The sequence below is a fragment of the Rhizobium sp. FKY42 genome, from assembly GCF_005222835.1.
GTDB lineage: Bacteria > Pseudomonadota > Alphaproteobacteria > Rhizobiales > Rhizobiaceae > Neorhizobium.
This window is the reverse complement of record NZ_STGA01000059.1, coordinates 49,626-74,988: the sequence shown is the minus strand read 5'-3', so window position 1 is coordinate 74,988 and position 25,363 is coordinate 49,626. Positions and strand designations below refer to the sequence as shown.

Annotated in this window: 42 protein-coding genes; all 42 read left to right on the top strand. The window is 59.2% G+C overall.

Annotated elements, in window-relative coordinates:
- Positions 1–69: 69 nt before the first annotated feature.
- On the top strand, positions 70–816 hold the full coding sequence (locus E8M78_RS19585) for an ATP-binding protein (protein ID WP_170973487.1): 747 nt from the start codon (positions 70–72) through the stop codon (positions 814–816).
- On the top strand, positions 816–1,436 hold the full coding sequence (locus E8M78_RS19580; protein ID WP_137136648.1) for a hypothetical protein: 621 nt from the start codon (positions 816–818) through the stop codon (positions 1,434–1,436). The genes E8M78_RS19585 and E8M78_RS19580 overlap by 1 nt, the downstream gene beginning before the upstream one ends.
- Positions 1,433–1,846: a transcriptional regulator gene (locus E8M78_RS19575; protein WP_137136647.1), complete on the top strand. Its 414-nt coding sequence runs from the start codon at positions 1,433–1,435 to the stop codon at positions 1,844–1,846. Before E8M78_RS19580 ends, E8M78_RS19575 begins: the two co-directional genes overlap by 4 nt.
- Positions 1,836–2,051: a hypothetical protein gene (locus tag E8M78_RS19570; RefSeq protein ID WP_137136646.1), complete on the top strand. Its 216-nt coding sequence runs from the start codon at positions 1,836–1,838 to the stop codon at positions 2,049–2,051. The genes E8M78_RS19575 and E8M78_RS19570 overlap by 11 nt, the downstream gene beginning before the upstream one ends.
- Entirely contained in the window at positions 2,048–2,362 is a 315-nt protein-coding gene (locus E8M78_RS19565; protein ID WP_137136645.1) for a hypothetical protein, read from the top strand. Before E8M78_RS19570 ends, E8M78_RS19565 begins: the two co-directional genes overlap by 4 nt.
- A gap of 52 nt (positions 2,363–2,414) precedes the next feature.
- Positions 2,415–3,071, top strand: a complete 657-nt coding sequence (locus E8M78_RS19560; RefSeq protein WP_137136644.1) for a DUF3164 family protein — start codon at positions 2,415–2,417, stop codon at positions 3,069–3,071.
- Positions 3,072–3,079: 8 nt separating this feature from the next.
- Positions 3,080–3,250, top strand: a complete 171-nt coding sequence (locus E8M78_RS23440) for a hypothetical protein (RefSeq protein ID WP_170973486.1) — start codon at positions 3,080–3,082, stop codon at positions 3,248–3,250.
- On the top strand, positions 3,247–3,471 hold the full coding sequence (locus E8M78_RS19555; protein WP_137136643.1) for a hypothetical protein: 225 nt from the start codon (positions 3,247–3,249) through the stop codon (positions 3,469–3,471). Before E8M78_RS23440 ends, E8M78_RS19555 begins: the two co-directional genes overlap by 4 nt.
- Positions 3,468–3,767 (top strand): hypothetical protein, encoded by a 300-nt coding sequence (locus E8M78_RS19550; protein WP_137136642.1) that lies wholly within the window; start codon positions 3,468–3,470, stop codon positions 3,765–3,767. The genes E8M78_RS19555 and E8M78_RS19550 overlap by 4 nt, the downstream gene beginning before the upstream one ends.
- Positions 3,764–4,810: a hypothetical protein gene (locus tag E8M78_RS19545; RefSeq protein ID WP_137136641.1), complete on the top strand. Its 1,047-nt coding sequence runs from the start codon at positions 3,764–3,766 to the stop codon at positions 4,808–4,810. Before E8M78_RS19550 ends, E8M78_RS19545 begins: the two co-directional genes overlap by 4 nt.
- Positions 4,807–5,058, top strand: a complete 252-nt coding sequence (locus E8M78_RS19540) for a hypothetical protein (protein ID WP_137136640.1) — start codon at positions 4,807–4,809, stop codon at positions 5,056–5,058. Before E8M78_RS19545 ends, E8M78_RS19540 begins: the two co-directional genes overlap by 4 nt.
- 168 nt (positions 5,059–5,226) lie before the next feature.
- Positions 5,227–5,490, top strand: coding sequence for a hypothetical protein (locus E8M78_RS19535; RefSeq protein WP_137136639.1), 264 nt, complete (start codon positions 5,227–5,229; stop codon positions 5,488–5,490).
- The gene (locus E8M78_RS19530) at positions 5,480–5,677 is read left to right on the top strand and encodes a hypothetical protein (RefSeq protein WP_137136638.1); all 198 of its coding nucleotides are present in this window, start codon (positions 5,480–5,482) and stop codon (positions 5,675–5,677) included. Before E8M78_RS19535 ends, E8M78_RS19530 begins: the two co-directional genes overlap by 11 nt.
- Positions 5,674–6,315, top strand: coding sequence for a regulatory protein GemA (locus E8M78_RS19525; RefSeq protein WP_137136637.1), 642 nt, complete (start codon positions 5,674–5,676; stop codon positions 6,313–6,315). Before E8M78_RS19530 ends, E8M78_RS19525 begins: the two co-directional genes overlap by 4 nt.
- Positions 6,315–6,599 carry a hypothetical protein gene (locus E8M78_RS19520; protein WP_137136636.1) on the top strand — a complete coding sequence of 95 codons (285 nt, stop codon included), beginning with the start codon at positions 6,315–6,317 and terminating at the stop codon, positions 6,597–6,599. The genes E8M78_RS19525 and E8M78_RS19520 overlap by 1 nt, the downstream gene beginning before the upstream one ends.
- A 2-nt stretch (positions 6,600–6,601) precedes the next feature.
- Positions 6,602–7,036: an ASCH domain-containing protein gene (locus E8M78_RS19515; RefSeq protein WP_137136635.1), complete on the top strand. Its 435-nt coding sequence runs from the start codon at positions 6,602–6,604 to the stop codon at positions 7,034–7,036.
- Between the two features lies 1 nt (position 7,037).
- On the top strand, positions 7,038–7,232 hold the full coding sequence (locus tag E8M78_RS19510) for a hypothetical protein (protein ID WP_137136634.1): 195 nt from the start codon (positions 7,038–7,040) through the stop codon (positions 7,230–7,232).
- Positions 7,229–7,621 carry a hypothetical protein gene (locus E8M78_RS19505; RefSeq protein ID WP_137136633.1) on the top strand — a complete coding sequence of 131 codons (393 nt, stop codon included), beginning with the start codon at positions 7,229–7,231 and terminating at the stop codon, positions 7,619–7,621. Before E8M78_RS19510 ends, E8M78_RS19505 begins: the two co-directional genes overlap by 4 nt.
- An 89-nt stretch (positions 7,622–7,710) precedes the next feature.
- Entirely contained in the window at positions 7,711–8,439 is a 729-nt protein-coding gene (locus tag E8M78_RS19500) for a TIGR02594 family protein (RefSeq protein ID WP_137136632.1), read from the top strand.
- Positions 8,429–8,734 (top strand): hypothetical protein, encoded by a 306-nt coding sequence (locus E8M78_RS19495; protein WP_205910265.1) that lies wholly within the window; start codon positions 8,429–8,431, stop codon positions 8,732–8,734. Before E8M78_RS19500 ends, E8M78_RS19495 begins: the two co-directional genes overlap by 11 nt.
- On the top strand, positions 8,731–9,099 hold the full coding sequence (locus tag E8M78_RS19490) for a hypothetical protein (RefSeq protein WP_137136631.1): 369 nt from the start codon (positions 8,731–8,733) through the stop codon (positions 9,097–9,099). Before E8M78_RS19495 ends, E8M78_RS19490 begins: the two co-directional genes overlap by 4 nt.
- Positions 9,100–9,112: 13 nt before the next feature.
- Positions 9,113–9,301, top strand: a complete 189-nt coding sequence (locus E8M78_RS19485) for a hypothetical protein (protein WP_170973485.1) — start codon at positions 9,113–9,115, stop codon at positions 9,299–9,301.
- On the top strand, positions 9,291–9,506 hold the full coding sequence (locus tag E8M78_RS19480) for a TraR/DksA C4-type zinc finger protein (protein ID WP_137136630.1): 216 nt from the start codon (positions 9,291–9,293) through the stop codon (positions 9,504–9,506). Before E8M78_RS19485 ends, E8M78_RS19480 begins: the two co-directional genes overlap by 11 nt.
- Complete coding sequence (locus E8M78_RS19475; RefSeq protein WP_137136629.1) at positions 9,503–9,838, top strand: DUF2730 family protein; 336 nt, start codon at positions 9,503–9,505, stop codon at positions 9,836–9,838. Before E8M78_RS19480 ends, E8M78_RS19475 begins: the two co-directional genes overlap by 4 nt.
- Positions 9,835–10,155 carry a hypothetical protein gene (locus tag E8M78_RS19470; RefSeq protein ID WP_137136628.1) on the top strand — a complete coding sequence of 107 codons (321 nt, stop codon included), beginning with the start codon at positions 9,835–9,837 and terminating at the stop codon, positions 10,153–10,155. The genes E8M78_RS19475 and E8M78_RS19470 overlap by 4 nt, the downstream gene beginning before the upstream one ends.
- Positions 10,156–10,158: 3 nt before the next feature.
- A complete protein-coding gene (locus E8M78_RS19465) occupies positions 10,159–10,740 on the top strand; it encodes a DUF3486 family protein (protein ID WP_137136627.1) in 582 nt (193 codons plus the stop codon).
- Positions 10,737–12,377 (top strand): hypothetical protein, encoded by a 1,641-nt coding sequence (locus E8M78_RS19460; RefSeq protein ID WP_205910264.1) that lies wholly within the window; start codon positions 10,737–10,739, stop codon positions 12,375–12,377. The genes E8M78_RS19465 and E8M78_RS19460 overlap by 4 nt, the downstream gene beginning before the upstream one ends.
- Positions 12,371–14,041 (top strand): DUF935 domain-containing protein, encoded by a 1,671-nt coding sequence (locus E8M78_RS19455; RefSeq protein ID WP_137136626.1) that lies wholly within the window; start codon positions 12,371–12,373, stop codon positions 14,039–14,041. The genes E8M78_RS19460 and E8M78_RS19455 overlap by 7 nt, the downstream gene beginning before the upstream one ends.
- A gap of 14 nt (positions 14,042–14,055) precedes the next feature.
- Entirely contained in the window at positions 14,056–15,279 is a 1,224-nt protein-coding gene (locus E8M78_RS19450) for a phage minor head protein (RefSeq protein ID WP_137136625.1), read from the top strand.
- 342 nt (positions 15,280–15,621) lie between these two features.
- The gene (locus E8M78_RS19445) at positions 15,622–16,632 is read left to right on the top strand and encodes a phage protease (RefSeq protein WP_137136624.1); all 1,011 of its coding nucleotides are present in this window, start codon (positions 15,622–15,624) and stop codon (positions 16,630–16,632) included.
- A 21-nt stretch (positions 16,633–16,653) separates the two neighbouring features.
- Positions 16,654–17,058 carry a hypothetical protein gene (locus tag E8M78_RS19440; protein ID WP_137136623.1) on the top strand — a complete coding sequence of 135 codons (405 nt, stop codon included), beginning with the start codon at positions 16,654–16,656 and terminating at the stop codon, positions 17,056–17,058.
- A gap of 21 nt (positions 17,059–17,079) precedes the next feature.
- Positions 17,080–17,976: a Mu-like prophage major head subunit gpT family protein gene (locus E8M78_RS19435; protein WP_137136622.1), complete on the top strand. Its 897-nt coding sequence runs from the start codon at positions 17,080–17,082 to the stop codon at positions 17,974–17,976.
- Positions 17,977–18,079: 103 nt separating this feature from the next.
- The gene (locus E8M78_RS19430) at positions 18,080–18,571 is read left to right on the top strand and encodes a hypothetical protein (protein ID WP_137136621.1); all 492 of its coding nucleotides are present in this window, start codon (positions 18,080–18,082) and stop codon (positions 18,569–18,571) included.
- A gap of 179 nt (positions 18,572–18,750) precedes the next feature.
- Entirely contained in the window at positions 18,751–19,215 is a 465-nt protein-coding gene (locus tag E8M78_RS19425; protein ID WP_137136620.1) for a DUF1320 domain-containing protein, read from the top strand.
- Complete coding sequence (locus E8M78_RS19420; protein WP_137136619.1) at positions 19,212–19,691, top strand: phage virion morphogenesis protein; 480 nt, start codon at positions 19,212–19,214, stop codon at positions 19,689–19,691. The genes E8M78_RS19425 and E8M78_RS19420 overlap by 4 nt, the downstream gene beginning before the upstream one ends.
- Positions 19,688–20,317, top strand: a complete 630-nt coding sequence (locus E8M78_RS23435) for a hypothetical protein (protein WP_170973484.1) — start codon at positions 19,688–19,690, stop codon at positions 20,315–20,317. The genes E8M78_RS19420 and E8M78_RS23435 overlap by 4 nt, the downstream gene beginning before the upstream one ends.
- A complete protein-coding gene (locus tag E8M78_RS19415) occupies positions 20,307–20,831 on the top strand; it encodes a phage baseplate assembly protein V (protein WP_170973483.1) in 525 nt (174 codons plus the stop codon). The genes E8M78_RS23435 and E8M78_RS19415 overlap by 11 nt, the downstream gene beginning before the upstream one ends.
- Before the next feature lie 19 nt (positions 20,832–20,850).
- The gene (locus E8M78_RS19410; RefSeq protein WP_137136617.1) at positions 20,851–21,153 is read left to right on the top strand and encodes a hypothetical protein; all 303 of its coding nucleotides are present in this window, start codon (positions 20,851–20,853) and stop codon (positions 21,151–21,153) included.
- 26 nt (positions 21,154–21,179) lie between these two features.
- On the top strand, positions 21,180–21,575 hold the full coding sequence (locus E8M78_RS19405) for an integrase (protein ID WP_137136616.1): 396 nt from the start codon (positions 21,180–21,182) through the stop codon (positions 21,573–21,575).
- The gene (locus E8M78_RS19400; RefSeq protein WP_246658401.1) at positions 21,572–22,516 is read left to right on the top strand and encodes a baseplate J/gp47 family protein; all 945 of its coding nucleotides are present in this window, start codon (positions 21,572–21,574) and stop codon (positions 22,514–22,516) included. Before E8M78_RS19405 ends, E8M78_RS19400 begins: the two co-directional genes overlap by 4 nt.
- On the top strand, positions 22,513–23,181 hold the full coding sequence (locus E8M78_RS19395; protein WP_137136615.1) for a phage tail protein I: 669 nt from the start codon (positions 22,513–22,515) through the stop codon (positions 23,179–23,181). The genes E8M78_RS19400 and E8M78_RS19395 overlap by 4 nt, the downstream gene beginning before the upstream one ends.
- A 7-nt stretch (positions 23,182–23,188) precedes the next feature.
- A partial coding sequence (locus tag E8M78_RS19390) for a hypothetical protein (RefSeq protein ID WP_205910263.1) occupies positions 23,189–25,363 on the top strand: 2,175 nt, incomplete at its 3' end.

The following is a 25,363-nucleotide window of genomic DNA, read 5'->3' as shown; positions in this document are numbered from 1 at the left end:
AGGAGAGGCCTGATGGGCGGCAACCCAACGGCCTCTAGGGATGAACGAGCAATCAGAAAGATGACTACCATGAATACGAATGTCAACATATCACCCGGATTTGGGACTGTCGCACCGCTGAAGAACGTCGCTGGCGCTTACGCAGTCGCGCAGCGCATTATCGACCGACCGGCAGGCGTGGACGGGCTTGGCCTGTTCTATGGTCCATCCGGCTACGGCAAATCCAAAGCCAGCACCTATGTCCAGAACAAGACGGGTGCCATCTATCTTGAAGTGTTCGACTTCTGGACCAAGCGCACCTTCTGCGAAAGCCTGCTCTCCGAATTGGGCGTCGATCGACCGAAAGGAACCATCGCTGGCATGATGATGCAGGCGCTGCGCCTGCTTCAGGACGATCCTAACCGGCTGATGATCATCGACGAGGCCGATAAGCTCGTTGACAAGAACATGATCGAGCTGGTGCGCGACATCTACAAGGGCGCGCGCATTCCGGTGCTGCTGGTCGGCGAAGAGCAACTGCCGCAGAAGCTTGCCCGCTATGAGCGGTGCGAAAATCGCGTCACGGCCTATGGCATGGCCAACCCTTCGGATCTGGACGATGCCAGGGCACTGGCAGGCATCTATCACCGCAACCTGAAATTCGGTGACGATCTGCTGGCGGAAGTGGTTTCCAAAACCCGAGGCGTTGCATCCCGCATTGTAACGTCGCTTGCGGAAATCGCGCAATTTGCCCGCGCCAACGGCCTTACAGCGATTGCCCTGGCAGACTATTCCGGCACCTACTTCACGGGTCAGGCACCCCGGAGGACGCGCTGATGCGTACCCAGGTGAGAATAGACGTTTCGGGTTCGCGGCCTCTACGCAATGGTAGTGCTTTCTGGTGGCAGCTCATCCTCGATATGACCCGCGAGGGCCAGTCATTCACCTATGCTGATCTGGACGGTGCCTCTGAGCCATACCACGAGAAGCAGCTCGGGATGTTCCTGCGAAAGCTGGAAAAGGCGGGCATCATCGAACGGACACCGACCACAGAAAGCGCCCGTACGTTCCGGCTCATCAAGCGGCAGAGCCAATGCCCCGTTGTCTCGGTCAACGAGCGTGAGAGCCTGATGGGCAAACGTCTTCAGGCTATGTGGAACGTCATGCGCCGTCGCCGTGGTGGTTTCACCGTTGACGAATTGACGATCGACGCAAGCACAGATGATGCGATCGTCGCCCGCAATACGGCAAAGCAATATTGCCTCCTTTTGCACCGGGCTGGCCTGCTTGTTCTGCAAAAGGCCGGAAAGCGTGGCGAGAACCGCAACATCTATGTGTTGAAGGGTTCCGCAAACACTGGCCCGAAGCCTCCTCGTCGCATGCAGGCGAAGTTCGTCTTCGACCCGAACTCTAATCAGGTGCTGGGTGATCTCATTGCCGAGGAGGACCGCACATGAACCGCGGACCTCTTTCGGCCAGAAGCACTGTCGATCCCGTTGAAAAGGCAAATGCGGCATGGGGGAACTCATTGCCGGATTGGGTTGTCGTGCTGGCAGAAACTTGCCGTCACAACAGCCAGTCAGCCGTTGCCAAGCGCATCGACTATTCGCCCGCTGTCGTTAGCAGCGTGCTTTCCAACTCCTACAAAGGAGACATCAGCCGCGTCGAGCAGATGGTGCGCGGTGCTTTGATGTCGGAAACCGTAATCTGCCCAGCGCTGGGCGACATCGCCCGGAACGTTTGCCTCGACTGGCAGTCCAAGCCCTACGCGGCGACCTCGTCGCACAGGGCAGCAATGTTTCATGCCTGCCGCGCCAACTGCCCCAACAGCCGACTTTCACCAAAAGGAGATGACGATGCTCTCTGATGCTCTGCGCGAATTGCGCCAGTGCGTACATGCCAACGGTCTGCCGGAAGATATGGCGAGTTTCATGCTCTCGCTTCGCGCCTTCGAGATCGAGGCGCGCAATCTTGAGGAACGCGTCGAAATTGCTTCCGGCCGCCCGCATGTGGCGCTCGACGGCATGCTGGTTTCTTCCCCCATCATCGACATCAAGGGAATTGCACGATGACACAGGAGTTCGAAAAGCTCTCCGACGCCTTGAAGGCAGCTCGTGACAGAATGGCAGATTTCCGCCACGGCGGCATCGTTCTGACAGGCGAGGAACTGGAAGAAACGATCCAGAACTTCAGCCGCTTTGCAGCACAGGCTCGCTCCATGGAAGCCAGGCTGATCGAATCCGATCGGCTCCAGCAGGCAGGCATCAGTTGCCGTGTCCTGGTCAATGGACGGGGTGCTGCCGTGTTGTCGGCCTTCCGTGGCGAGAAGAGCAATGTCGTGCCGTTTATCCGGCGTCCGTCAGCTCACAGCCACCAGCCCTGATCCTGCGCTTTGAAGCGCATTTAAACGTCATTTCCAGACAGGAAGAACCAATATGCAAGCCGTCCTCATTGAACAGACAGACCGCACCGATGGCGTCACGATCGTCAACGGCCGGGAATACATGACAGATGCAAAGGGCAATCTTGTGCCCGTTGCCAACATCAAGGCTGAAGACAAGCTGGAAGACGAGATGGTCCGCAAGATCATCGGTTTCGCGGTCGAGCTGAATGCGCAGATCACCCGATTCCGCGATCATACCATGGCCGATATCTCCGGCTTCGATCAGCTGCTCGCCCAGGAGTACGGAACATCCGTCGGTGGCAAGAAGGGCAACAAGACCTATCAGTCCATCGATGGACTGATGCAGGTGAAGGTGCAGGTCGCTGATCAGATCGCATTCGGACCGCAGCTCCAGATCGCCAAGGTGCTGATCGACCAGTGCTTGAATGAATGGTCAGCCGATTCCCGCCCCGAAATTCAGTCCATCGTGACCCGTGCTTTCAACACGGACAAGGAAGGCCAGATCAACAAATCCGAGCTGTTCATGCTCTTGCGCCTGGAGATCGACGATCATCGCTGGAAGCGGGCAATGGAAGCAATACGGGCCTCGATCCGCGTCACCGGTTCCAAGGAATATGTCCGGTTCTACCAGCGCAAGTCCCTGGAAGATGGCTTTGAGGCCATCACCATCGACCTCGCCAAGGCTTGAGGTGGGACATGGCTAAGAAGTCGAAACCTCGCAAGAAGCCGGTAACGGTTTCGATGAAACTCAACAGAGACGGAACCATGACCATTCGGTCAACGGGTGGCTTCGATCTGCGGAAGCTCTTTCCGGGTCAAAATCTCAATGAACTTTCCGCGGAACACAAGAAGGGAGAAGGCGCGTGAAACATCTCCTCAAAGCTCGATTGAGTATTTTGACCCGCTGCCCCGCATGCTTGGCACTGCGCCACGTTGGCGTTTCCGCTCGCTTTCAGTGCGGATCCTCGTTCATCGTTTCCGAGACCACGGGCACGATCATCGCCGCCGATCCGTGCCCGGCACTCTCCAACCATATGGCAAACATGCTGACGATGGATGCCCTCGGCGATATGGCAGGTGCGGCATGACAATATCTGAAAGCACCTATCGGGCGGAACGTGCCCGGCAGACTGAGATCCTTCACAAGGCCATTGAGACGGCAATGCAGGAGGCAGCCAAGCAGTTTGAGACGCCAATGCTCAATGCTGCGATCGGCGCTCTTTTAGCAAGCCTTGCGGAAAGTATGGCAGCGATCGGGGATAGCCGTATCCGGAAGCAAATGCGCCAGACCGTAGATAAAGAGCTTTCACGTCAGGTCGCCGCGCTCATCGCCGCAAACCGTCCAAACTCGCAAACCATCATCGTTGACGGGGGGATGCATTGATTAACGCACTCAACTTCTGCCACATCGAAAAGATTCGTCCGGGGATCAACGTACTGTTCTACGCCGAGCATGATGGCGATCAGATCGTTATGCATCAGGTTACAATGGCCGATGCCGGTTCAGTTGATCAGAAGATCTCTATGCCAGCGGAGCAATTCGAAAAGCTCTGGCCAGATCAAATCACCTTTCCCCGAGCGGCTGAATATCTGCTCTCTGTTCTTGAGGAAATGGGACTGAAGCCTCTAGTGGGCGAACTGGAGCCTGCTTTGCCGGTCGGCTCCACGCATGAAGAGCGGGTAGCACTTGCTCTGGCACTGACGTGGAGCCTCGAAAACATCGAGGTCGAAGAGGTCAAGGGGATCATGGAGCGCCTTGCCGCTGATGGTTACGAGATCCGCCGCATCGGAGACTGGCCAGGCCTTCGGGATGCGGCTCAAAAAGTCATAGAGGCAGAAAAGCATTTCCGCGAGCAGATGCATCCGGAATGGGACGGCGATCCCTTATCGGATGCTGTTGCTTCGCTCAGGTACGAACTCGCCGCACATCCAGCACCCCCTTTGCGAGTCTCCGATCTGGATGAGGAAGTTCTTGAGGTCATACGTCCATTTTATGGACGCCCGATTACTATGGGCTTCCAGATCGAACTGATGACCGCACTCGCAAAGGTTGGTCGGTCAACATCGGCGGCACCTGAAGCCAACATTTACCCTACGATTGCGCCGTTTGAGGTAGTCGCAAAATCCTATGAGGCCGACAAGAGCGTCGCATCAAAGGGGATCGCCGCCGCGTTTCTTGCGGGTGCTAGATTTGCATCGTTGCGGGTAGCAAACGAGTTCCTTGCTGCGCATCCAACGCCCTCAATACATGTAGTGCCGGAGATCGACGGAGGGCGTTTTGACAGGTGGACGCTCTCAGAGCTTGCTGATCAATGCAGAATGCAGTCCAGAGAACAACTAGACCCTGAACTTTCTCGGTTCTTTACTGCATTGGCTAATCGCCTTTTGGCCTTAGACGCAGCCCCTTCGAAGGAGCAAATCCTTTGACCTCGCTCCTGTCTTACCGCGTCCGCAAGCTTGTTGCCCAGGCGAACTGCCCAGCCTGTGGACAGACTATCATCAATGGCGGCGGCGGTATCGCCTTCGCCATCAGCACCTTTGCCTGCGGGGCTGAGTTCGTGATCGCGAACAACGAAATCGCGGTCTCGAAGCCTTGCCCATCCGGCAGCCACGTTGCTGCGGCAGCCCTCAACCGGGAAGCCGCAGCGGATGCGGCGAAGGCAGGTGTGGTGTGATGCGGCTCGATTTCCTCCTACTTGCCTTCGGGTTCTCGTTCGTTCTTGAACAGATCTGCAAGATGCTAATCCGGCTTGGTGTTTCTCAGGTCTACGTCTGGCTATTCCTGTTCATGGCTGCCTTGGCGATCGGTTTCTCAATCGCCCGATTAGTTAAGTGAGGTGGCGATGATCTCGGTTCACCCATCTCGCCCCATCGCAAACGGCATTTGCTTCGACGATGCATCCGGTTTCCAGGACGAGATCCGCGAACATCTCACAGTGCTTGGCCTGATCTTCGTCACGTCGTTTCGCAATCCGGCAGACGGTCGCTGCTACGGCGGCACCATTATCGCGGCATCAGCAAATGCCGCCCAAGCGGTCGCCGATCGGCGCGGCCTTGGTGAGATTGTTGAAGGTCAGCTCATTCGGAGGATTACAGATGCAGGATGATCTGCCCCGCATCGATCGCATCCTGTCTGCCCTGATCGAAGAGTATGCCGCAGACGGCTGCGAGATCATCGGCTTCGAAGGCGAGACCTATGCCCGAATTGTTGCCGATGAACCGGAAGGCAGCATCCACATGATGGACGTCAACCTTCATACCCTTGCCCGTCAGATCGACAGGAGACTGAAATGACCTCCTCAATCGCAGCCATTCATATCGCCAGGAAGCAGCTCGGTCTCGATGAAGATACCTACCGTGCCAAGCTATCCAACATCACTGGCAAGTCCTCTGCCAAGGATATGACCGAGGCCGAGCGCCAGAAGGTGCTGACCGTGTTCCGCAATGAAGGGTTTGAGGCCTCTTCAAAGACATCTCAAAAAGGCCTTCAAGGCAAGTTTGCGAAAAAGCTCCAGGCGCTTTGGATTTCTGGCTATAATCTTGGCGTGGTGCGTGATCGCCGCGATGCTGCTCTGATCGCATTCGTGAAGCGTCAGACCGGTTTGGATCATGCCCGGTTTCTCCACCATGCCGAAGACGCACGATCGGCTATCGAAGCGCTGAAGGCGTGGCTTCAGCGGGAAGCTGGTGTGACGTTTACCGGCCATGACAATCTCGACTGGATGGAACGCGACACCGCCAAGATCGCCTGGGCCCAGTGGAGGATACTGAACCCAGCGGCCGACCGCATCAACCGGCGTGGATTTGATCAGACGGTCGCCACCATCATCGGCCAGCGCGTGCTCTATCTGGCCGCTGTCACCGATCGGGAATGGCAAGTTGTCATGAACCGATTTGGTGAGCAGATCCGCTCCAGAAAGGCGGGTGCGTGATGAGCGAGCGGGTTGCCTGCTGTGTTCCGTTTTGTCGGCGCACGACCAAGCACGATTGCAGCGAGTGGATTTGTGGGCCCCACTGGATGGCCGTTCCTTCGCGACTTCGCAGAAGGAAGTATCGCCTGTTCCGTCTCTACAAGAAGCGTTTCGGCTCCAACAGTTTCTGGGTCTATCCGGCAGGATCGTCCAACCGGATCATGGCCGTCAAACTGGATCGCCTTTGTGCCAAGGCGTGGGATCGTTGCAAAGCCGCAGCGATAGAAACGGCCGGAGGTATCTGATTATGGTCGCCTATGGCTTCAAAAAGTTCTTCGGCCCGCAGATCGAAGACGGCACCAAGACCCACACCATCAGGGGGCATCGTCGCCGCCATGCGCATCCCGGCGAGCCGGTGCAACTGTTCACCGGCCTACGGACCATCCACTGCCGCAAGATCATTGACGATCCGATCTGCCGCCAAGTGCTGCCGATTGTGATCATGTCAACCGACCTGATCAGCTGCGGCATCGCATACATCGAGATCGACGGCATGCCGCTTCGGCGCGACGAGATCGAAGCCTTTGCGATCAGCGACGGATTTGCGCCGGATCGGTTGCGAGGGCTGGCACCAGCCAAACTGATCGGCTCCACCGCTCGCGAAACCATGGGGAGGTTCTGGCGGGAAAACAACCCCGGCAGCCGCTTCGAGGGTGTCATTATCAGGTGGAGCCCGATTTGAAATGACACCTTCGCTGCCGCTCTTTGATCGCTCCCAACTGGATCGTATCCGGAAAGAGCGGCGTGAGCTGCAACAGAAGCTCGCCAAGGGCGGTGTTGATGCCCGAACCCGCATCAGACGAGAAAACCAGCTGCGGCAACTGACAGCCCAGCAAATCGAAATCGAACTGCGTCTCGAAACCACATGGAAACGATGAGCACACTTCCTGGAATACTCGGCGAGATCGCCGACATCGCTGGCAAGGACGTCGCTTTCCTCATTGCGGAAAGCCACGGTGGCACCCGTGTGTCGATTCCTCCGCGCGCCCAGCCGGAACATTGGTTGACTGAACTCGTTGGAATTGATGTCGCCGACAAGATCTGCCGTGCCCTTGCCACGCTCGATCCTGACGGTAAGCTTAAGGGTGTGCAGGCCGAGGTCATTCCGAAAGGACCGACCGCGCTTTTGAAGTCGGCCCGCCGTCGGGCGCAGTCGGCTCTGGATCAGGGCAAGAGTGTGCGTGAGGCAGCACGCATAAGCGGCTTGCACGAGCGCACGATTTGGCGCATGAAAGCAGATGACGGCTCGCAGGGCAGCCTTTTCTAAATGGCCCTGCTGACAGCTGTCAGCCCAGCAAATCCCATCGAGATTGCATAGTCGCCCCATCTGCCACACGGCACATCGGGGTTTTTTTCATGACATTCGACGAGTGGGTTATTTCCAGACTTATTGCGCATGGCCTCTATACGGGTCGCGGCGACGGTGCGCCTGGTCGTGCAATGTCACGCGGGATCGAGGCCTTCCAGAAGCTGAACGGTCTGCCGGTCACGGGTCTGGCGAATGAGGCCACCGTCGATCTGTTGCGTCAGGCACCCCGGAACAATTCGATTGTTGTCGGCATACCAGCCAAGTCGGTTGATATCCCGCCCGAACCTGTCTGGATGCGCGAGGCGCGTCGATACATGGGCCTTCGCGAAATTGCGGGTCCGAAATCCAACCCGACCATTCTTGGCTGGGCTGCCCGCCTCGGTGGCTGGGTTGCCTCGTTCTACAAAAATGATGACACGCCCTGGTGCGGTCTGGCTGTTGCCGCCTGGATTTCCGTCACGCTGCCCCGTGAGGTGATACCGTCCAATCCGCTCGGTGCGCTCAACTGGTCGAAGTTCGGACGGCCATTGAAGGTGCCTTCTGTCGGCGCGATCCTAACCTTCCGGCGCGAAGGCGGCGGTCATGTCGGCTTATACGTCGGCGAAGACGAGACGCACTTTCACGTCCTGGGCGGCAATCAGTCGAACAGTGTTTCCATCACGCGCATTGATAAAGAGCGGCTTGCGGCGATCCGCTGGCCTCTGACCGGTGGCGATCCCGTTGGCGGTCGCGTCGATCTCTCGGCATATGGTGAGGTTTCCCGCAATGAAGCCTGACAAGCCATCCTATCGCACAAGTCGCCTTCAGCTGTGGTGGACGTTCTTTTTCGCCTGGGCGGTCATCTTTCTGGTTGTTGTCAAAGCGGTCACCGGTTCAAGCCAGGCGGTTGATCTCGCCCCGACCATTGTTCCAGCCATGATCTTCCTGATTGCGGCCATGCTCGGCATTCATCGCGGCTTTGGCTCGCTCGACTATAGGGCAGCCCGCGAGGCGGCACCTGAAACGCCTTCGTCCTCTTCTTTCGCCTTCAACCCGCGGGACTCTCCGGACGGAATGGGGGAACACCCATGATCCCGGCGTGGCTTATGAAGGCGGTCACGCCGTTGATCGTTCTGGGTGCGATGGTTGTTGCCGCCCTCTTGCTGGGCTGGCTTGCACTCCGCACCGTGGACGGCATTGCCGACAAAGCGAGGGCATCAGCCGTGGCCGAACGGGATGCGCATTGGACGGCAGAGATCGCAAGATCTGAGGAGGCGAAAGCCACCTTTATCGCTGAGAAGCTCAAAGAGACCATGGCGGCCGAGGCGGCCGCTCGATCCGAAGTCGCCGCCTATGCGGCACAGCTTGCCGAAATGGAGGCCGAGAATGCGGCTTTGCCCGATGGCGGCGCTTGTGGCCTTGGCCGCGATCGCGTCCGCCTGCTCAACCGACAGTAAACCGGAGCCGATCGTGCGCACCGTCATCGTCACACCGGAGATCCCGGCAGAAGCCAAGATCAGATGCCCGGCTCCGGTCACACTTCCCGATCGGGATCTGACCGATCAGGAAACCGGAAGTCTCTGGGGTCGTGATCGCACTGCGCTGCGCGTTTGCGAAACCCGCCGATCGGCAGCTGTCGGAGCCGCACATGTACAGTGATTTTGACCGGGAGCTGGGCGAAGCCCGCGTTGAGCAAGAGCGAGAGGCCCGGATCGCTGCCGCCCGACACGCATTGAAACAGGAAGGCCGCGAGCAATGCGAATGCGGCGCGACCATTTCGCCTGCGCGCCGTCGCGTCCATCCCTCGGCTACACGCTGCCTGGAATGTCAGGAGATCGTGGAAAAGGAAGCATACCTTAGATGACTTTTGATCTCGCAGTTACTGGCGGTTTGGTAGCCCTGGCAGTCTCGGTTTTGAACCTGATCGCTCACATCCGGACCATGATGTCCCAGGGCGAGAAAAAGCTCGATGAGCGCCTGGCGAAAGTCGAAACGAAGCTTGTTGAACATGACCGCAGAATTCAGGCGGTCGAGAGCGAAATGAAGCATCTGCCAGATCGAGACATGGCGCACCGGCTGGAACTGGCCGTCGAGAAGATGAGCGGCCGTCTCGATACCATGGCGGAAACCCTGAAGCCGATCCGCGCCACAACCGAACGCATGAATGAGCTATTGGTGGAGCAAGCGAAGAAATGAGTGACCGCGAACTTGCAACCGACTTCAGCCGCATCATGCGGGAAGAAGCCCGCCTCACCATATTGAAGGCCTTGGGCGAACAGACCAACGAGACCTTGAACTCGTCCATCCTGCAGCAGGTGCTGGCAACCTTTGCCATCAACATGGAACGGGCATGGGTTCACCAGCAGATCGATTATCTGGAAACCATGGGTGCCGTCACAGTCATCCAGGCCGGATCGGTGAAGATCGCCACGCTGACCGAGACAGGCCGTCGCCATCTGGATCGCCATTGCCACATCGAGGGCGTCAAGCGTCCATCGCGTCCGGGGAGTTGATCCATGGGCCGCGGGCGTCTCAACCACATCGAGCTTCTGCCGGAAGAATGCGGGCCGGTCGTCGCCTGGGCAGCGGATGCGCTTCAGGATCGTGATCGTACCCAGACGGATATTTATGCGGAGTTTGTCTCGCAGCTTCAGGCGCTGGAACGTGAGTATCGTGGCGAGCTGGAGATCAAGATCCCGAGCTTCTCAGCCTTCAATCGCTATTCGATCAAGCTTGCCAACATGACGCGGCGGCTGGATGAGACGCGAGAGATTGCCACCGCCATCGCAGGCAAGTTCGATCCGCAAGCCTCCGATAATCTGACGCTGATCGCGGCCGAGGCCATCAAGACGCTGGTGTTCGAATTGCTGACCAATTCGGGCGAGGCCGGTCTTGATCCGAAGGGAGCCATGGCACTTGCCGCCGCGCTCCACAAGGCAACGCAGGCGCAAACCGTATCCAGTGACCGGCGCAAGAAGATCGAGGCGGACTTCAAGCAACAGGCGGAAGAAGCCGTCTCCAAGGTCGCCAAGGCCAAGGGGCTGTCTGCTGAGACCACTCAGGACATCTTAAGCCAGATCCTCGGGGTCAAGACATGAGCGCACCGATCACCGAGGCGCAATGGGCCGAGGCCCGGAGAACCGCAACAGAGGTTCTACCGGGCCTCGTCGATCAGGTCGGGTTGCCGAAGGCGCTGATTTCCTATCAGGCCCGAACGCTGGAGCTTCTGGAAAGTTCGGCCTGCCGGGTGCTCTTCATCGAAAAGAGCCGGCGCATCGGCCTGACCTTCGGCTTTGCTTCTTACGCCGCCCTTCGTGCCGGTCGTGCCAAATCGGCGGGCGGCATGGATGTGATGTACATCTCCTATTCTCAGGAGATGACGCGTGAGTTCATCGACGCCTGCGCCATGTGGGCGCGTGCCTTTTCGAATGCGGCGCTGGCCGTGGACGAATTCCTGTTCGATGACAGCGACAAGACCGGCGACCGGTCCATTCAGGCATTCCGCATCCGCTTTGCATCGGGCTTCGAGATTTTGGCGCTTTCGTCTGCGCCGCGCACCCTTCGCGGCAAGCAGGGCGTGGTGATGATTGATGAAGCCGCCTTCGTCGATAGTCTGCCGGAACTGTTGAAGGCAGCGCTCGCCTTCCTTATGTGGGGCGGCCAGGTCGTGGTCTGCTCGACGCATAACGGGACCGAGAACGAGTTCAACAAGCAGATCCAGAACATTCTGGCGGGCCGCTCGAAATACCATCACCTGCGGATCGATTTCGACCAGGCGCTGAAGGAAGGGCTTTACGAGCGGATCTGCCTCGTCAACGGCAATGAATGGACGCCGGAAGGCGAGGCCAAGTGGCGTCAGGAGATCATCGATTTTTATGGCGATGGTGCCGACGAAGAACTCTTCTGCATTCCAACAGCCGGAACCGGCGCATGGCTGCCTGCACCCTTGATCGAAGCGCGCATGACAGTGTCGAACCCGATCATCCGGATCGAACTGCCCGCGAACTTCCTGCACCTGTCGCGTCTTGAACGCGCCATGCTGATGGCGGGGCCGATTGCCCAGGTGAAGGAAGCCATCTCTGGACTGAAGCGCGAGCGCCGCCACGCCTTCGGTTTCGACTTTGCCCGCGTTGCAGACCTGTCTGTCGGAACGCTGCTGTCGATCGATAACCTGCTGAAGCGCGAGGAAGTGCTCACACTCGAAATGCGCAACGTGCCGGGAGATGAGCAGAAGATGCTGGTCGGCATGATCCTGAAGGCGGCACCTCGACTGGTCGGCGCTGCCTTCGATGCCACCGGCATGGGCTGGACGGTTGCCGAAGACATGGGCCGGATCTATGGCTTCAGAACCGAAGACAATGACGGCGGGCTGATCGCGCCGGTCAAGTTCTCGACCGACTGGTATCGTTTCAACATGCCGCCGCTGAAGGCTGCTTTCGAAGACGAGAACATGATCGCTCTCATCAAGGATGATGAGCATCTGACAGACCTGCGCATCGTGCGCGTGGTCAACGGCGTGCCGAAGGTGCCGGATGTCCGAACCGGCGAAGGTTCGAAGAAGCGTCACGGCGACTTCTCGATTGCGCTGGCGCTCGCCCATTGGGCCAGCCGTCAGCAGTGGTTCCAGTACGAATATACATCGATCCGCGATCTCTACGCCCAGATGGCCGGACACAACGGCGGGCCTGCGCTCGATGACGACGATGATACAGATTTCGGGAGACGGCATTGGTAGACCGCACTTCATCCATTCTCGGTCCAGACGGTAATCCAATCGTCATCCGTACTCTTGGCGAAGAGGTCGCGACACCGACGGTTGCCGGTGTTCGCCGCACCCATGAAGAACGGGTAGCATCCGGCATCACACCGGAGCGCCTCGGCACCATCCTGCGTGATGCGGCCGAGGGCAATGCCCGATCCTATCTCACGCTCGCGGAAGAGATGGAGGAGCGATACCTGCATTATGCGTCCCAGCTCCAGACACGCCGCCTTGCGATCGAGAGCATCGACATCACCGTCGAAAGCGAGGGAGTGCCCACCAAAATCGTCGATGCCGTCAACGAGCTGATCGAGGCTGACGGGTTCGCGGAAGCACGCGGCCATCTGCCGGATGGTATCTCAAAAGGCTATGCTGTCGTCGAGATGATGTGGGAGTTCGAACGTGGCGCATTGCGGCCGGTTCAATATGTTGACCGCGATCCGCGTTTTTTTCAATTGGATCGGCTGACGCTGAGAACGCTGCGTCTTGCCGTTGATGGCTCCATCGAGGGAGAGGCCTTGCCGGAGGCAAAGTTCTTGCGGCATTTGCCGCGTCCACGCTCCGGCCTCCCTCTTCGGCGTGGCATGGCACGGCCCGCCGCCTGGGCCTATCTCATACAGCAGTTCACGCTGCAGGATTGGGCAGCTTTCTCGGAAGTCTACGGCATGCCGCTCCGGGTCGGCAAATACAACGCGTCTGCCAGCGCATCAGACAAGCGAACCCTTCTCAAGGCAGTTGCGTCAATTGCCAATGATGCCGCTGCCATCATTCCGGCAGGCATGGAAATCGAGTTTCATGAGGTCAATGGGACGAACGGGGCTGCCGTGTTCGGCGGCTTGCTGGACTATATCGATAAGCAGATCTCAAAGCTGGTTGTCGGCCAGACCATGACATCGGACAATGGCTCTTCACTCGGTCAGGCCAAGATCCATAATGAAGTTCGCCTCGACATCTTGCGCGCTGACGGACGCCAGCTTGCCGAGACGATCAACCGCGATCTGATCCGTCCCTTCGTCGATCTGAACTTCGGGCCGCAGGATGTTTATCCCCTGGTGCAACTGCCGGTGCCAGATCCGGAGGACGTCAAGGCTCTGTCCGACAGCCTGGGCGTCCTCGTTCCGCTCGGCCTGAAGGTAAAGCAATCGGAGATCCGCGAGAAGTTGGGGCTGTCCGACCCGGCCGATAGCGATGAACTTCTGTCCAGGCCGGAGCCGGTTGCCGATCCGCTGGCGCCACCGGCTGTGAAACCTGACGCAAAGGAGACGCCAGGAGCGAAGCAAGATCCGAATGCGGATGCCAAGCCGCAGGATGTGAAGGCGAAGGTCGCCGCTTTGTCTGCCATCGTTTCCGATCACAAGCGCGCCTGCCAATGTGGAGCCTGCACCGCACTTCTGGCGGCTGAAGCGGGCAAGCCCGACGCGCTCGACCAGGTGGAAACATTGTTTGCCGATGCGCTGGATGACTGGCAGGTGATCGTCGATCCGATCACCCAGCCGATTGCCGACATTGTCAATCAGGCAGGATCGTTTGAAGAGGCCTTGAGCCTGCTTCAAACACGCTTTCCGGACGCCTCGAAGCTTGCCGATCGGCTCGGCCGTCTGACGGCGATCGCTCGCGGCATCGGTGACATAGCAGACTGAAAGGATCGAACCGTATGGCTGAGATCCGCAAAGGCTTTGCACCACCTGTCGAGGTGACCGGCTTCTTTGACCGCAAGACGGCAACGCCTGCCTTCTCCTGGGCGGATGTCTGGGCTGAGGAACATGCCTACAGGTTCACCGTCGCCAAGGCGGTGGAGCTGGATGTGCTGAACGCCTTTCGCGGTACGATTGCCCAGGCGATTGCGGAAGGCAAAGGCTTCGACAACTGGAAGCCGCTGATCGAAAAAGAACTGACCAAGCTCGGCTGGTGGCAGCCGCGCATGGTTGCCGATCCGAGCGGCATCCAGCCGGAGCGGATGGTGAACTTCTCGTCCGATCGGCGGTTGAAGACGATCTTCTGGTCGAACATGAATTCCGCACGTGCCGCGGGACAATGGGAACGCGCCCAGCGATCGAAGAAGACGTTGCCTTATGTGCTCTATTTGCGCACCACGTCTGGCGATCCGAGGCCTGAACATCTGCTGTGGGTCGGCACCATCCTGCCGATCGATCACCCGTTCTGGAACACTCACTGGCCACCGAATGGCTGGCTCTGCAAATGTCAGGTGCGGATGATATCGGCCCGTGAGGCCGAACGTCTGCTCGGAACCGAGCGCGTCTACGGCAAGGATGCAGACGGCAACGAGATTCGCGTCCGCTACACGGACCAGGTGCCGGATCTTGGTCCGGATCTCGAATATCGCAATCGCCGCACTGGTGAAGTCTCGATGGTTCCGCCCGGCATCGATCCCGGCTGGCAAACCAATCCGGGTCTCGCGCGCGCCTCGACACTCATCCAGAACCTTGAAACGAAACTGGCCGTTGCTGACCCCGGCGATGCCGTGCGGGTGCTCAAGGATTTGTGGGCCGATCCCTACCTCAAGATCGCGCCGAAGCTGCCGGAAAAGGTCTGGTTACCGGCTGCGCATAGCGCACCGCTCGCTGCCGAGCTGGGTGCCGTTTCCCCTGTCGTCTCGATTACCAGCGAAACGATCAAGGAACGGATGGAGAAACACAAAATGCCTATCGACGACTTTGCACTTTTGCCGGAGATCCTGACCGAAGGGCAAATCTATAGTGATCCGCGTGGCGACAGTTCCGTGCGGGCGGTGCTAATGCAGATCGGCAAGACTTGGTGGCGATCCTTCGTGACGAAGTCGATCAACGGCTATTTGCGCGCAACCTCGTTGCACCAGATACGAGACGTTCAGGCGCAAAAAATGACGAATGAAAATTGAAACGCGGCAGGGAGGGCGACATTCCCGGACTTTCACCGGGCATCCTCACAGCGGGCATCGAGGCCAATCGGTTTCACCGCCGCGCAGTGGTTAAGATAATCTCTTCTGGGTGAGTTTGCAAGGAAGGCCACAGACGCGCACGAACAGGTTCTGACGACCAATGGGCCGCGATTGGCCCATGAAGCGCGTCCACGGCCTTCAAAACGGCTTCAATTTTCGAACGGGTCTTGATCCTCACCCCCGACCGGCGCTAGATACGCGTGCAGGCGTAGTTGATCCCTTTTGATCCTGCTGACAGCTGTCAGCCGCTCGCCTTGCTCAATCGGTGGCATCACTGCCGCCATGATGACGAAACAGCCACTCACCCTTTCGACACTTGCTCCCGACGCTTCTGGCCTCGCCGATGCGATGACGGGCCTGACCGTTCTCGATGCCTATCTGGCTGATCCGGCAGCGGCAGCTTCCAAGACCGGCCCGGAATGGATCAAGGTCGCGCCGCGTGGCAAGTTCACGGCGCGTGACGGCCGGGTGTTCGATGTCGATCCGGAATTGCTGGCTGCCCGTTTTGCTCAAGACGAAGTCGATCTTCCCATTGATGTCGATCACGCCACCGTCAAGAAGGCGATGTTTGGCGAAAGCGCTCCGGCAGTTGGCTGGATCTCGAAGCTCGAAGCCCGCACCGACGGCCTCTATGGTAAGGTCGAATGGCTCGACGAGGGCCTGAAGGTTCTGGCCGCACGAACCCATCGTTACGTCTCTCCCACATTGAAGCACGATGACAACGGCAAAGCCTATTGGTTGCATTCCGCCGCCCTGGTCGCAGCGCCCGCTGCATCCATGCCCGCCGTTGCCTCGGCTGATCTTTCGAAAACACCGTCTGCTTCCCAGGAGCCCATAATGCTGAAAGCCATTGCTCTCGCCCTCGGCCTGACCGAGGACGCGTCCGAACAGTCCTGCCTGTCTGCTCTGACTGCCCTGAAATCCCGCATCGATCCCGCAATCCATGCGGAGGCATTGCAAAAGGTCACGACCTTGTCTGCCGAACTGGAGACGATCCGAAAGGGCGAACACCAGGCCAAGGTCGATGCATTGATCGAGGGTGCACTGAAGGAGAAGAAGATCGTGCCTGCCCAGCGCGATCATTACGCCGCCCTCTGCGCCACGCCGGAAGGTCTGAGCCAAGTCACGGCACTGCTCGGAACCGTGACCTCCGTGCTCGCGGCTTCCAATCTCGATGAGAAACGGCCGGGCGATCAGGTCGCCACCCTGTCTGCGGAAGACCGGGACATCATGAAGCAGCTCGGCATCGCCGAAGACGATTACCGCAAGGCCAACGGCCTGACGGCAGCCTAACCTCAATCTCTGGAGACAAAGATGACCCCTTTGAGCCAGGCCCGACCCGTCGTCCAGACCGAGGGCCGCCAGTATAACCCACCCGTCAAGGGTGCCACGACCATCCACCAGGGCGGCCTTGTCGTCATGGATAGCGGTCTCGCTGTTCCCGGCCGCACGGCCACCGGCCTGATCGCGCTTGGCATCGCGCAAGTGACGGTCGTGAACTCCGGCGCTGATGGCGCAAAGAAGGTGCCGGTCGAACGCGGCACGTTCAAGTTTGCGAACCTTGCCACCGATGCCGTTACCGCCGCCGATATCGGCAAGGATTGTTACATCGTCGATGACCAGACGGTGGCGAAGACCTCCGGCACGAATACCCGCTCCATTGCGGGCAAGGTCATCGAAGTCGATGCCGATGGCGTCTTCGTGCGCATCGGCGCTTAACCTCTCCAGAAAGGAAACCCCATGGCACGCGTGATTACGCCCGCCTTGCTTGATGCCGCCTTCAAGGGCTTCAAGACGACCTATCAGATGGCATTCGCTGCGACGACGGCCATGTATACTTCGGTTGCGACGGTTGTGCCGTCCAACAGCCGCGAGGAAGTCTATTCGTGGCTCGGCGACATGCCAAAGATGCGCGAATGGATCGGTGATCGCCGCGTCAAGCAGCTGACGGCCAAGGGCTACAGCATCGTCAACCGCAAGTTCGAAATGACCATCGGCGTCGAGCGGGACGATATCGAAGACGACAAGCTGAGCCTCTACTCGGCGCGTTTCCAGATGATGGGGCAATCCGCCGCCCAGCATCCGGACGAAATCACCTTCGAACTGATAAACAGCGGCTTCACCTCGCTTTGCTATGACGGCCAGTTCTTCTTCGACACCGATCATCCGGTCGGCCAGCCGGGACAGGAAGTTTCTGTTTCCAACATGCAGGCAGGCTCTGGCGAGACGTGGATCCTGGCAGACCTGTCACGTCCGCTGAAGCCTTTCGTATTCCAGCGCCGCCGCGACTACGACTTCACGACCAAGGAAGACGGCAAGACCTCCGATCACGTCTTCATGCGCGATCAGTATCTCTATGGTGTCGATGCCCGTGTGGCAGCCGGTTTCGGCTTCTGGCAGATGGCGTTCGGCTCCAAGGCGGACCTGACCGCCGCCAATCTGCGCGCCGCCTATACGGCGATGACGAACTTCACCGATGACGAGGGCCGCAAGCTGAACATCAAGCCCACGCATCTCATCGTCGGCAACACCAATCACTTCAAGGCGCGCGACATCCTGATGTCCGAACAGGTCAACGGCACCACGAACGTGGACCGCAACCTTGTGCAGCTGATGCACGCGCCGATGCTCGGCTGATTTAGCCAAACGCTTAGCACCGCTGACCTGCGCAATCGGGTCAGCGGGTTTTCCGGCAAACGGCTGATCGAGCCGCTTTCCCGAGAACCCAACGGAGACAGTCATGGCAAAGCAGCCTGCGAAGACAACCGAGAAGCTGAAGGACAACGAGACGCTCAATGGCTCGAACACATTTCCGGACCTGATTGAGATTGCGCCCGACCTCAAATTGCAGCTCGGCGAAGTCGTGTTCGTGACACAGCAGGAGTCTGGTCTGTCGGTTGAGCAGTGGAATGCGCTGCCAGAAACTGAGCGTGATGTTCTCCTCAGCAAGGCAATCTCTGCCATGGTTCTGGCTGCCAAGGATAATCCCGATCTGTCCACCAAGGACGCACCCGTCGCCTCGCAAATGATGATCGGCGAACAGGTACTCATTGTTTCCGCTCCGGCAGGCCCGCGCCGTCGTGCTGGGATTTCGTTCGGCCCGGTCCCCGTCGAGCTTCGTGGGGAAGATCTGGGTGACGATCCGGTAGCTACCGTTGAAGCCCTTCGCGCTGACCCGTACCTCAAGATCGATGGCCGTTACGAAGAGCGGCCTGCCGACGAAACGGACTGAAGAATACCGAGCGAAAGCATCCGGCGACAACGGTCAGGCCACCCGCCCCAAAGCTTAAACGGCGGATCTGATGACGGGAGATGCAAGTTGGCGAGGCCCGCGCGCACGGAGCCTGCAACGTCTGACAATGGACGCGACAGCCGGGAGAGACCGGCACCTCATTTAAACAGGACGTTATCATGCAGCCTTACGCCACCATTGCAGACATCGAAGCGCGGTATCGTGATCTGCTGACGCTGACGGCGGCTGACGAACAGACGGGCTTGCGCGACGATGTCCGGATCGAGGCCTGTATTGCGGATGCCTCGACCGAGATCCGCGCCATTCTGGCTGCCCGCTACTCAGTGGCTGATCTTTCCGCGCTGGATGAAACCTCTCTCGCGGTTCTGAAGCTCTATTGCATCGACATTGCGTTCTACCGGATCGCGCTCGACTTCAGCCGTTCGACGGAAAACATCAAGGAACGCTACGACCAGGCGGTGAAGCGGCTTGAGGCCATCGCTTCCGGCAAAGGTGCGCTGGGAACCGTCACCAGCACCGCTCCGGTAACAGAAGGCGTTGAGGCCGGTGACATCGGCCAGAACGAGGTCGTGCTGACCGCACCGGAGCGGATGTTCACCCGCGAGAGGCTTGGCCGGATATGAGCGGGATCTCGATCACCATCGATGCCGCCGACCTCGACGGCATCTTCAGGAAGCTGCGGCCGATCTTCGATTTCAACGCTGAAGGACTGATGACCGACATTGCGTCGATCGGAGAGACGCAAACACGCCGTCGCATCGAAGAAGAAAAGACCGCACCTGACGGTACGCCCTGGAAGCCGAACCACGAGGGCACGTCGATCCTGATGCAAAGCGGCCAGCATCTTCTGGCCTCGCTCGCCTGGACGGCTTCTGCCGATCAGGCCGAATGGGGCAACACATGGGAATATGCCCACGTCCACCAGGACGGCGCTGTCATCGTGCCGAAGGAGAAAGATGCTCTGTCATTCAAAATCGGCGGTAAGTACGTGACCGCTCAAAAGGTCACCATTCCCGCCCGACCCTTCATCGGGATCTCGTCCGAGAACGAGCGGGAAATCATTGAACTCGTCACCGATCACTTCGGGATGCTGCTATGATCGAGCCTGTCAGCCTTTCCGTTCTTCTGACCTCCGATCCGCTGGCTGCGACCCATGCCGCGATTGTGGAAACCCTGAAGCCATTGCTTCCCGGTGTTTCCGTGACACTGCATCCGGGCAAGGTGGATCTTTCCGAACTGGTGGCGCGGAAGGTCGTGGTCGCTCCGGGCATCGGCATCGGTTGGTCGCGCATTCGCCCGACACCACTCTCCGACGGTTCCTACTGCTGCACGGTCGAATGGGTCGCCTATATCGCCGCCGAGGCGAAGGCCGTGGCAAACCGGCGCGTCGAGAAGGAAGCCGTCGGTCTTGCGATCGGCGCGCAGCTGCTGCGCATTCTCTCGGATCTGGAAACGACCATGTGGGGTCGCCCGAACGTGATGCCGGTTCCCGGCTCCAGCATTCCGGAGCTGAAGCCGATCTTCACCATCAAGGATGCCGACCAGGGCACCGCCTATTATGCCGTCACCTGGTCGCAGGAGATCATCGATATCGGCGACAGCATCTTCCCCGATCATCTCGGCCGTTTCAACGAGGATACCGGCCTCATCGAATACGACCAGGCGCAACAGATCGAGGAGATCTCGCCTTGGATACCGGCAAGGGAAGTCGCCGATGATGCGTGATCCCTATTCGCTGGAATTGCGCAGGCAGGCAGCCCAGATCAACGCCGCCGAGCGGCGGCTTGCCCAGATGCTGATCTCCGGCAAGGTCGGCCCGGTCGATCCGGAAAAGCGCCGTCTTCGCCTCGTGCTCGGCAAGACGTCGAAAGGTGAGCCGGTGCTTTCCCCTTGGCTTCGCTGGCAGGAAGCAGGCGTCGGCGCGCTTTCCATTCACAGCCAGCCGGAAGAAGGCGAACAGATGCTGATGGTGTCGATGTCCGGCACGATCGGCGAAGGCTCGATTGCCGTTCCAGCCTCTTTCGACCGCGATCATCAATCGCCATCGGATGCCAGCGATACCAGCGTGTTCAAGCGCAAGGCAGGGCCGATCCGTATTGAGGCCGAAGACATCTATCTCGTCGGCAATGTCCGCACCGGAGGCGGAACGCTGACGCATGAGGATGTCTACATCGGCGAAGGCCACACCCACACCAATGTTGAAAAGGGCGGCGATCTCAGCGGCCCGCCACCTCGCTAACCGAAGAAGGGAACGCCTCATGGCGAAAGCACCACGATCCGCATCAGAGGCACCGTCGGCAACAAAGCCCGAAGAAGGTCAGGCACCTCAGTCCAAGACATCCTCGGCAGCTGTCAGCCCGATCATCGACGACCGCTCTGCTTATGTGGTGAGCGACAAGGCACCGCCGCGCGTGGCCGGTCGCCGTGTTCAGGCAGGCGATGTGCTGCGCCTGACGGAAGAGGAAGCGCGGGGCGAACTTCTGGCGCTTCACATCAGGCCGGAAGGGCTGCCCGAAGCTTCTGAGGAAGAGACGACAGAAGCGGCTTCAAAGGACGTTTGAGGCAGGTTTGAGGATTTGAAAAAGGCATGGCAGGAGAGATCAGATACAGGAGCGGACGCGATGCCCGGACAGGTGAGATCATCACCGGCCCGCAACATCTCGCGCAATCGCTCGGCAAGATCTGGTCGACGCCGGTCGATACCATGCCGATGCTGCTCGATTTCGGGAACCGGCTCCGCTCTTATCTGGCTGAAGATCTCACACCCGCCCTTGCCCTTCAGATCTATGGCGAGCTTGCCGCGTCTGCCGCGCGCTGGGAGCCGGAATATGAGCTGAAGCAGATCCAGCTGGTCCGGCTTTCGGAGGCTGGCGCGCTCGGTCTTCGCCATGGCGGCATCTACTACCCGGAAGGTCGCTATGGGAATTATGAGATTGCCGTCGATCTCTCGATTGCGGCCAAGCCGCTGCGGAGCTTGTCATGATCTACGCTCCGACAGCTATAGACCTTTCCAGAATTCCGCTTCCTGCCGCCATTGAGCCGCTGGATTTCGATGTGATGTTTGCCGGAGCCGTTGAGCGGTTTGTGGCCGATTATGCGGCGTCGCGTGCCATTGATCCGAGCTTGAAGGAATACACGGTCGAGAACATCAAGACCGATCCCGTCATCACCGAACTGCGCACCTGGAGCAATCTGCGGCTTTATGATCGTCAGCGCGTCAACGATGGGATCATGGCGCTTCTAGCCGTTCGTGCGACCGGTGCGGACCTTGATAACGTGGTCGCAAGCCGAAATATCGAGAGGCTGGTTGCCCAGCCCGCCACCGCGAATGCCGCCGAGGTCATGGAAGGCGATGCGGCACTTCTTCGGCGCTATCTGCTTTCCTATGATGCGCCTGCAGCGGGTTCTGCCGGTCGCTATTTGTTCGATGCCTGGAGCGCATGGCCGCAGTCGGCAGATAAAACGCTTGGTCTCTGGGACGCCCGCGTGAATGGCTTTGATGTGCATGGGCGGCGCGGCGATACGGACGTGGTGATCATCGGCCCATCCGGGCGACTGCCCACGTCTGGCGAGTTGACAGCGGTTCGAAATGCGGTTCGCGCAGTGAACCGTTCGCCGGAAGGTGTGGCGGTTTCAGTGCTGGCGGCCACGCGAGTGGAATATGCGGTCTCTCTGGTGATTGAGGTTCCGGGCGCAGGTCCGGCACCATCGGTGCTGGTCGCGGAAGCGGAAACACGTGTGCGAGCCGCTGCGCTACAGCGCACTCTGATTGGCGGCGAAATCCCCGGTGGTCTGCTGGCAGGCAGTGCCTACGGCGCAAATATCATCAAGGTGCGTGACCTGTCACCGGTCGCTATCCCGCCGGATCCATACAAGGTGCCGGCCATGACTGCATTGACGATCACACCGGAGGTCCGATCATGAGTGATGTACGGGCGATTATGCCGCCGTCTTCGTCAGGACCGTTCGAATTTGCGATAGCCGCAGGAATGTCGGATGATTTGCCAGTGCCATATGCGCAGATCATGGACCCGTACCAGACGCCTGTGCGGTTTCTGCCCTGGCTTGCGGCGCATCACTCGGTTGATCTCTGGTATGACGACTGGTCAGAGGCAACGAAACGGGAAATGATTGCGCAGTGCGCGGGTGTCTCGACCATCTATCCCGGCGAACAGCTGGCAGAGCTGAAAGGCACGTTTGAGGGTCTGAAACGCTATCTCTGGTTTGTCGGCGCCGAAGTCCTCGACCGCGTGGCCTATCCGGCCCGCTTTGTCATTGGCCAGTCGGCGCTGGGCATTACGCCGCTCAATCACCCGCCGTTCAAGGCGCGCTATCTCATCAAGGTCACGCTCGAAAAGCCGGTGAACGCCTTCATCATCGGTCGTTCGGCCATTGGGCTTGCGGCACTTCGCCCTCCCTCGCTGGAGCCGATCGAGCGGGCAAAGGCTGCCGCGCGCGCGGCGAAGGCTGAGCACTGCGAATACACGGCAAGCTTTACCCATCGTCGCCGCATCCGGTTCGGCGACCGCATCAAGTTCGGCGATAACGCCAAGTTCGGATCCTTCAGGCCGCGCTCAACGCTCAGGTGAAAACCACATGCACAAGATCCTCAACTTCAATCAGGCTGAAATCGCACCGCCCCAGGATTTCACCAATATCGGTATTTTCGCCCGTCAGGCCATGGATGGCGTGACCGTATCCGGTCTGGGCTGGCAAAACCATTGGGCGAGGCTGACTGTTGCGCAGGACTCCGTCACGCGGATCTCGATCACGGCAGGCGAGCTGCACGATGATGGTATCGTCTACCGCATGGATGTGGCTGCCACCGTCGATCTGCAGTCTTGGTCTCCGGTCGTCGCCAGTGATGACCGGTGGGTGGCCATCATCGCCCGACCAGAAACGGAAGTTATCAATTCGGATCGCCCGATTGAAACCGGTGAACAACCGCTGACGACCAGTGTGCCGGTCAACACCAGCGTCCCAAAAATCGACCGTCGCTATGTGTCATTTCTCATTCAGGGCGGGCCGCTTGGTCCCGCTCCGCAGGTGCGGCCCACCGTCAACGCGGGCGATACCTGCGTTTGCTTCGTGCGCATCACCACGGCGGGCATTCAGGACATAGAGCCCGGCAATGCATGGCGCGTGAAATCCGTCTACGAGATCGACGGACGCGTGACCATTCTGGAAGGGCGCCTCGATCTCACAATCCAGCGCACGGCGGCACTGGAAACGAACGTTGCGAACATCACCTCGCAGCTGACCACGATTCCGCGTCCGGAAATCATTCGCCAGATGCAGCGCGATATTGGTGCCGCTCGCCGGTTGCTGGATCTGCCGGCTGAGGCACGCGCCTACTGGTATGATAACGGCCTGCTGCAAACGGTATGGGACAAGACGCACGCAGACTGGCTTGCCCGCATTCGCGAAGGCGTGCGCGCCAGCTATGACCAGATCGTCAATAACCAGCTGGCTCTGACAACGGCTCAAGATCCGAAGCTGACATTTCGCGGCGGCATGGCGTTTCCGAAGTACACCGAAGTCGTCCGCATCGAAGTGGATGGCAACGATGGCTACAAGGATATCTCTGACCGCGTTCATACGGTTGAGACGGCAATAGAACGCACGGCGTCCGGTGTTTCCATCAGCTACGGCCCGTCGTTCCATGTCTGCGAAAATATGGCAGGCTGGTCGGATGTTGGGCAGGCGGCGCGCGCTGGCGAAGTCTTCTCGGTCAACGGCCAATCCTATGTCTCGTCCGGACTTGTGGAAGGCACGCTTCCCTCGCTCCAGTTCGGTGGCGAGACGGTGGACGCCACCGGCTGGAACGCCAACCCGCAATCGGAAGGCCATCAGGGCTACGCTGTCCAGTCCGTTCAATACGACACCTGGTCCTATACCTACTGGGAAAAGCAGGTGAAGCAGTACGGCATCAACGGCTCCATCTACGGTCAGACCTTCCTTGTCGGTCAGACCTTCCTGGCAACGTCCATCGATCTGCCGTTTGAGCGTGTCGGCTCCAGTGGTGCGGTTTATCTCTATGTCTGTGAAGTCAGCCAGACGGGGCAGCCGACATTCACCCGCGTCATCGGCAATGCCAGCCGGGAAGCCAACGAACTTGCAATCGGTTATGTGAAGTTCACCTTCGACAAGCCGATCCTGTTTGAGGCCGGAAAGCGCCTCGCCTGGTACACAGTGACGGTTGGAAACCATGCGCTGCGCACCGTGAGCGGCAACAAGTTTGCTCAAGGCTCGCTGTTCTGGGCAACCGATGGCGTTTGGGCGCAGGGCGACAACCTGAACGACTTCGCGTTTCGCATCAATGCGGCGAAGTTCGAAGGAACGCGCACGGTCATCAACTTCGGCACTCTGAATTGCCCTCTCGGCATGACAGAGATCCAGCTGCTCTATAACGGCATCTTCCCGGCTGGCACCTCGGTCATATGGGAAATCCAGCCGTCCGGCGATGATGACTGGTACGAGATCCTGACGGGGGATGTAACGCCGTTGGTCGGTCAACCGACACAGGTCAGCTTGCGGGCAACCTTTATCGGCACCACGGATCTTGCCCCCGGCATTCTGCTGGATAACACGGCGCGAGCCGTTGCCATGCGGGTCAAATCGTCGGGCGTTGCTGTGACGCAAACCCTCAATCTGGGCGTTTCCTCCAGCACCATCGTCGTTGTCCAGAAGATGGATAATTTTGACCCTGCCTACAACACCGCGCAACCAACGATCATCGCAGGCGGCACGCTGCGCACGCCCTCCAGCACC

Coding starts and splice junctions, on each gene's coding strand:
- E8M78_RS19585 (WP_170973487.1), top strand. CDS start 70: ATGAATACGAATGTCAACATATCACCCGGATTTGGGACTGTCGCACCG.
- E8M78_RS19580 (WP_137136648.1), top strand. CDS start 816: ATGCGTACCCAGGTGAGAATAGACGTTTCGGGTTCGCGGCCTCTACGC.
- E8M78_RS19575 (WP_137136647.1), top strand. CDS start 1,433: ATGAACCGCGGACCTCTTTCGGCCAGAAGCACTGTCGATCCCGTTGAA.
- E8M78_RS19570 (WP_137136646.1), top strand. CDS start 1,836: ATGCTCTCTGATGCTCTGCGCGAATTGCGCCAGTGCGTACATGCCAAC.
- E8M78_RS19565 (WP_137136645.1), top strand. CDS start 2,048: ATGACACAGGAGTTCGAAAAGCTCTCCGACGCCTTGAAGGCAGCTCGT.
- E8M78_RS19560 (WP_137136644.1), top strand. CDS start 2,415: ATGCAAGCCGTCCTCATTGAACAGACAGACCGCACCGATGGCGTCACG.
- E8M78_RS23440 (WP_170973486.1), top strand. CDS start 3,080: ATGGCTAAGAAGTCGAAACCTCGCAAGAAGCCGGTAACGGTTTCGATG.
- E8M78_RS19550 (WP_137136642.1), top strand. CDS start 3,468: ATGACAATATCTGAAAGCACCTATCGGGCGGAACGTGCCCGGCAGACT.
- E8M78_RS19535 (WP_137136639.1), top strand. CDS start 5,227: ATGATCTCGGTTCACCCATCTCGCCCCATCGCAAACGGCATTTGCTTC.
- E8M78_RS19530 (WP_137136638.1), top strand. CDS start 5,480: ATGCAGGATGATCTGCCCCGCATCGATCGCATCCTGTCTGCCCTGATC.
- E8M78_RS19525 (WP_137136637.1), top strand. CDS start 5,674: ATGACCTCCTCAATCGCAGCCATTCATATCGCCAGGAAGCAGCTCGGT.
- E8M78_RS19520 (WP_137136636.1), top strand. CDS start 6,315: ATGAGCGAGCGGGTTGCCTGCTGTGTTCCGTTTTGTCGGCGCACGACC.
- E8M78_RS19515 (WP_137136635.1), top strand. CDS start 6,602: ATGGTCGCCTATGGCTTCAAAAAGTTCTTCGGCCCGCAGATCGAAGAC.
- E8M78_RS19510 (WP_137136634.1), top strand. CDS start 7,038: ATGACACCTTCGCTGCCGCTCTTTGATCGCTCCCAACTGGATCGTATC.
- E8M78_RS19505 (WP_137136633.1), top strand. CDS start 7,229: ATGAGCACACTTCCTGGAATACTCGGCGAGATCGCCGACATCGCTGGC.
- E8M78_RS19500 (WP_137136632.1), top strand. CDS start 7,711: ATGACATTCGACGAGTGGGTTATTTCCAGACTTATTGCGCATGGCCTC.
- E8M78_RS19495 (WP_205910265.1), top strand. CDS start 8,429: ATGAAGCCTGACAAGCCATCCTATCGCACAAGTCGCCTTCAGCTGTGG.
- E8M78_RS19490 (WP_137136631.1), top strand. CDS start 8,731: ATGATCCCGGCGTGGCTTATGAAGGCGGTCACGCCGTTGATCGTTCTG.
- E8M78_RS19480 (WP_137136630.1), top strand. CDS start 9,291: ATGTACAGTGATTTTGACCGGGAGCTGGGCGAAGCCCGCGTTGAGCAA.
- E8M78_RS19475 (WP_137136629.1), top strand. CDS start 9,503: ATGACTTTTGATCTCGCAGTTACTGGCGGTTTGGTAGCCCTGGCAGTC.
- E8M78_RS19470 (WP_137136628.1), top strand. CDS start 9,835: ATGAGTGACCGCGAACTTGCAACCGACTTCAGCCGCATCATGCGGGAA.
- E8M78_RS19465 (WP_137136627.1), top strand. CDS start 10,159: ATGGGCCGCGGGCGTCTCAACCACATCGAGCTTCTGCCGGAAGAATGC.
- E8M78_RS19460 (WP_205910264.1), top strand. CDS start 10,737: ATGAGCGCACCGATCACCGAGGCGCAATGGGCCGAGGCCCGGAGAACC.
- E8M78_RS19450 (WP_137136625.1), top strand. CDS start 14,056: ATGGCTGAGATCCGCAAAGGCTTTGCACCACCTGTCGAGGTGACCGGC.
- E8M78_RS19445 (WP_137136624.1), top strand. CDS start 15,622: ATGATGACGAAACAGCCACTCACCCTTTCGACACTTGCTCCCGACGCT.
- E8M78_RS19440 (WP_137136623.1), top strand. CDS start 16,654: ATGACCCCTTTGAGCCAGGCCCGACCCGTCGTCCAGACCGAGGGCCGC.
- E8M78_RS19435 (WP_137136622.1), top strand. CDS start 17,080: ATGGCACGCGTGATTACGCCCGCCTTGCTTGATGCCGCCTTCAAGGGC.
- E8M78_RS19430 (WP_137136621.1), top strand. CDS start 18,080: ATGGCAAAGCAGCCTGCGAAGACAACCGAGAAGCTGAAGGACAACGAG.
- E8M78_RS19425 (WP_137136620.1), top strand. CDS start 18,751: ATGCAGCCTTACGCCACCATTGCAGACATCGAAGCGCGGTATCGTGAT.
- E8M78_RS19420 (WP_137136619.1), top strand. CDS start 19,212: ATGAGCGGGATCTCGATCACCATCGATGCCGCCGACCTCGACGGCATC.
- E8M78_RS23435 (WP_170973484.1), top strand. CDS start 19,688: ATGATCGAGCCTGTCAGCCTTTCCGTTCTTCTGACCTCCGATCCGCTG.
- E8M78_RS19415 (WP_170973483.1), top strand. CDS start 20,307: ATGATGCGTGATCCCTATTCGCTGGAATTGCGCAGGCAGGCAGCCCAG.
- E8M78_RS19410 (WP_137136617.1), top strand. CDS start 20,851: ATGGCGAAAGCACCACGATCCGCATCAGAGGCACCGTCGGCAACAAAG.
- E8M78_RS19405 (WP_137136616.1), top strand. CDS start 21,180: ATGGCAGGAGAGATCAGATACAGGAGCGGACGCGATGCCCGGACAGGT.
- E8M78_RS19400 (WP_246658401.1), top strand. CDS start 21,572: ATGATCTACGCTCCGACAGCTATAGACCTTTCCAGAATTCCGCTTCCT.
- E8M78_RS19395 (WP_137136615.1), top strand. CDS start 22,513: ATGAGTGATGTACGGGCGATTATGCCGCCGTCTTCGTCAGGACCGTTC.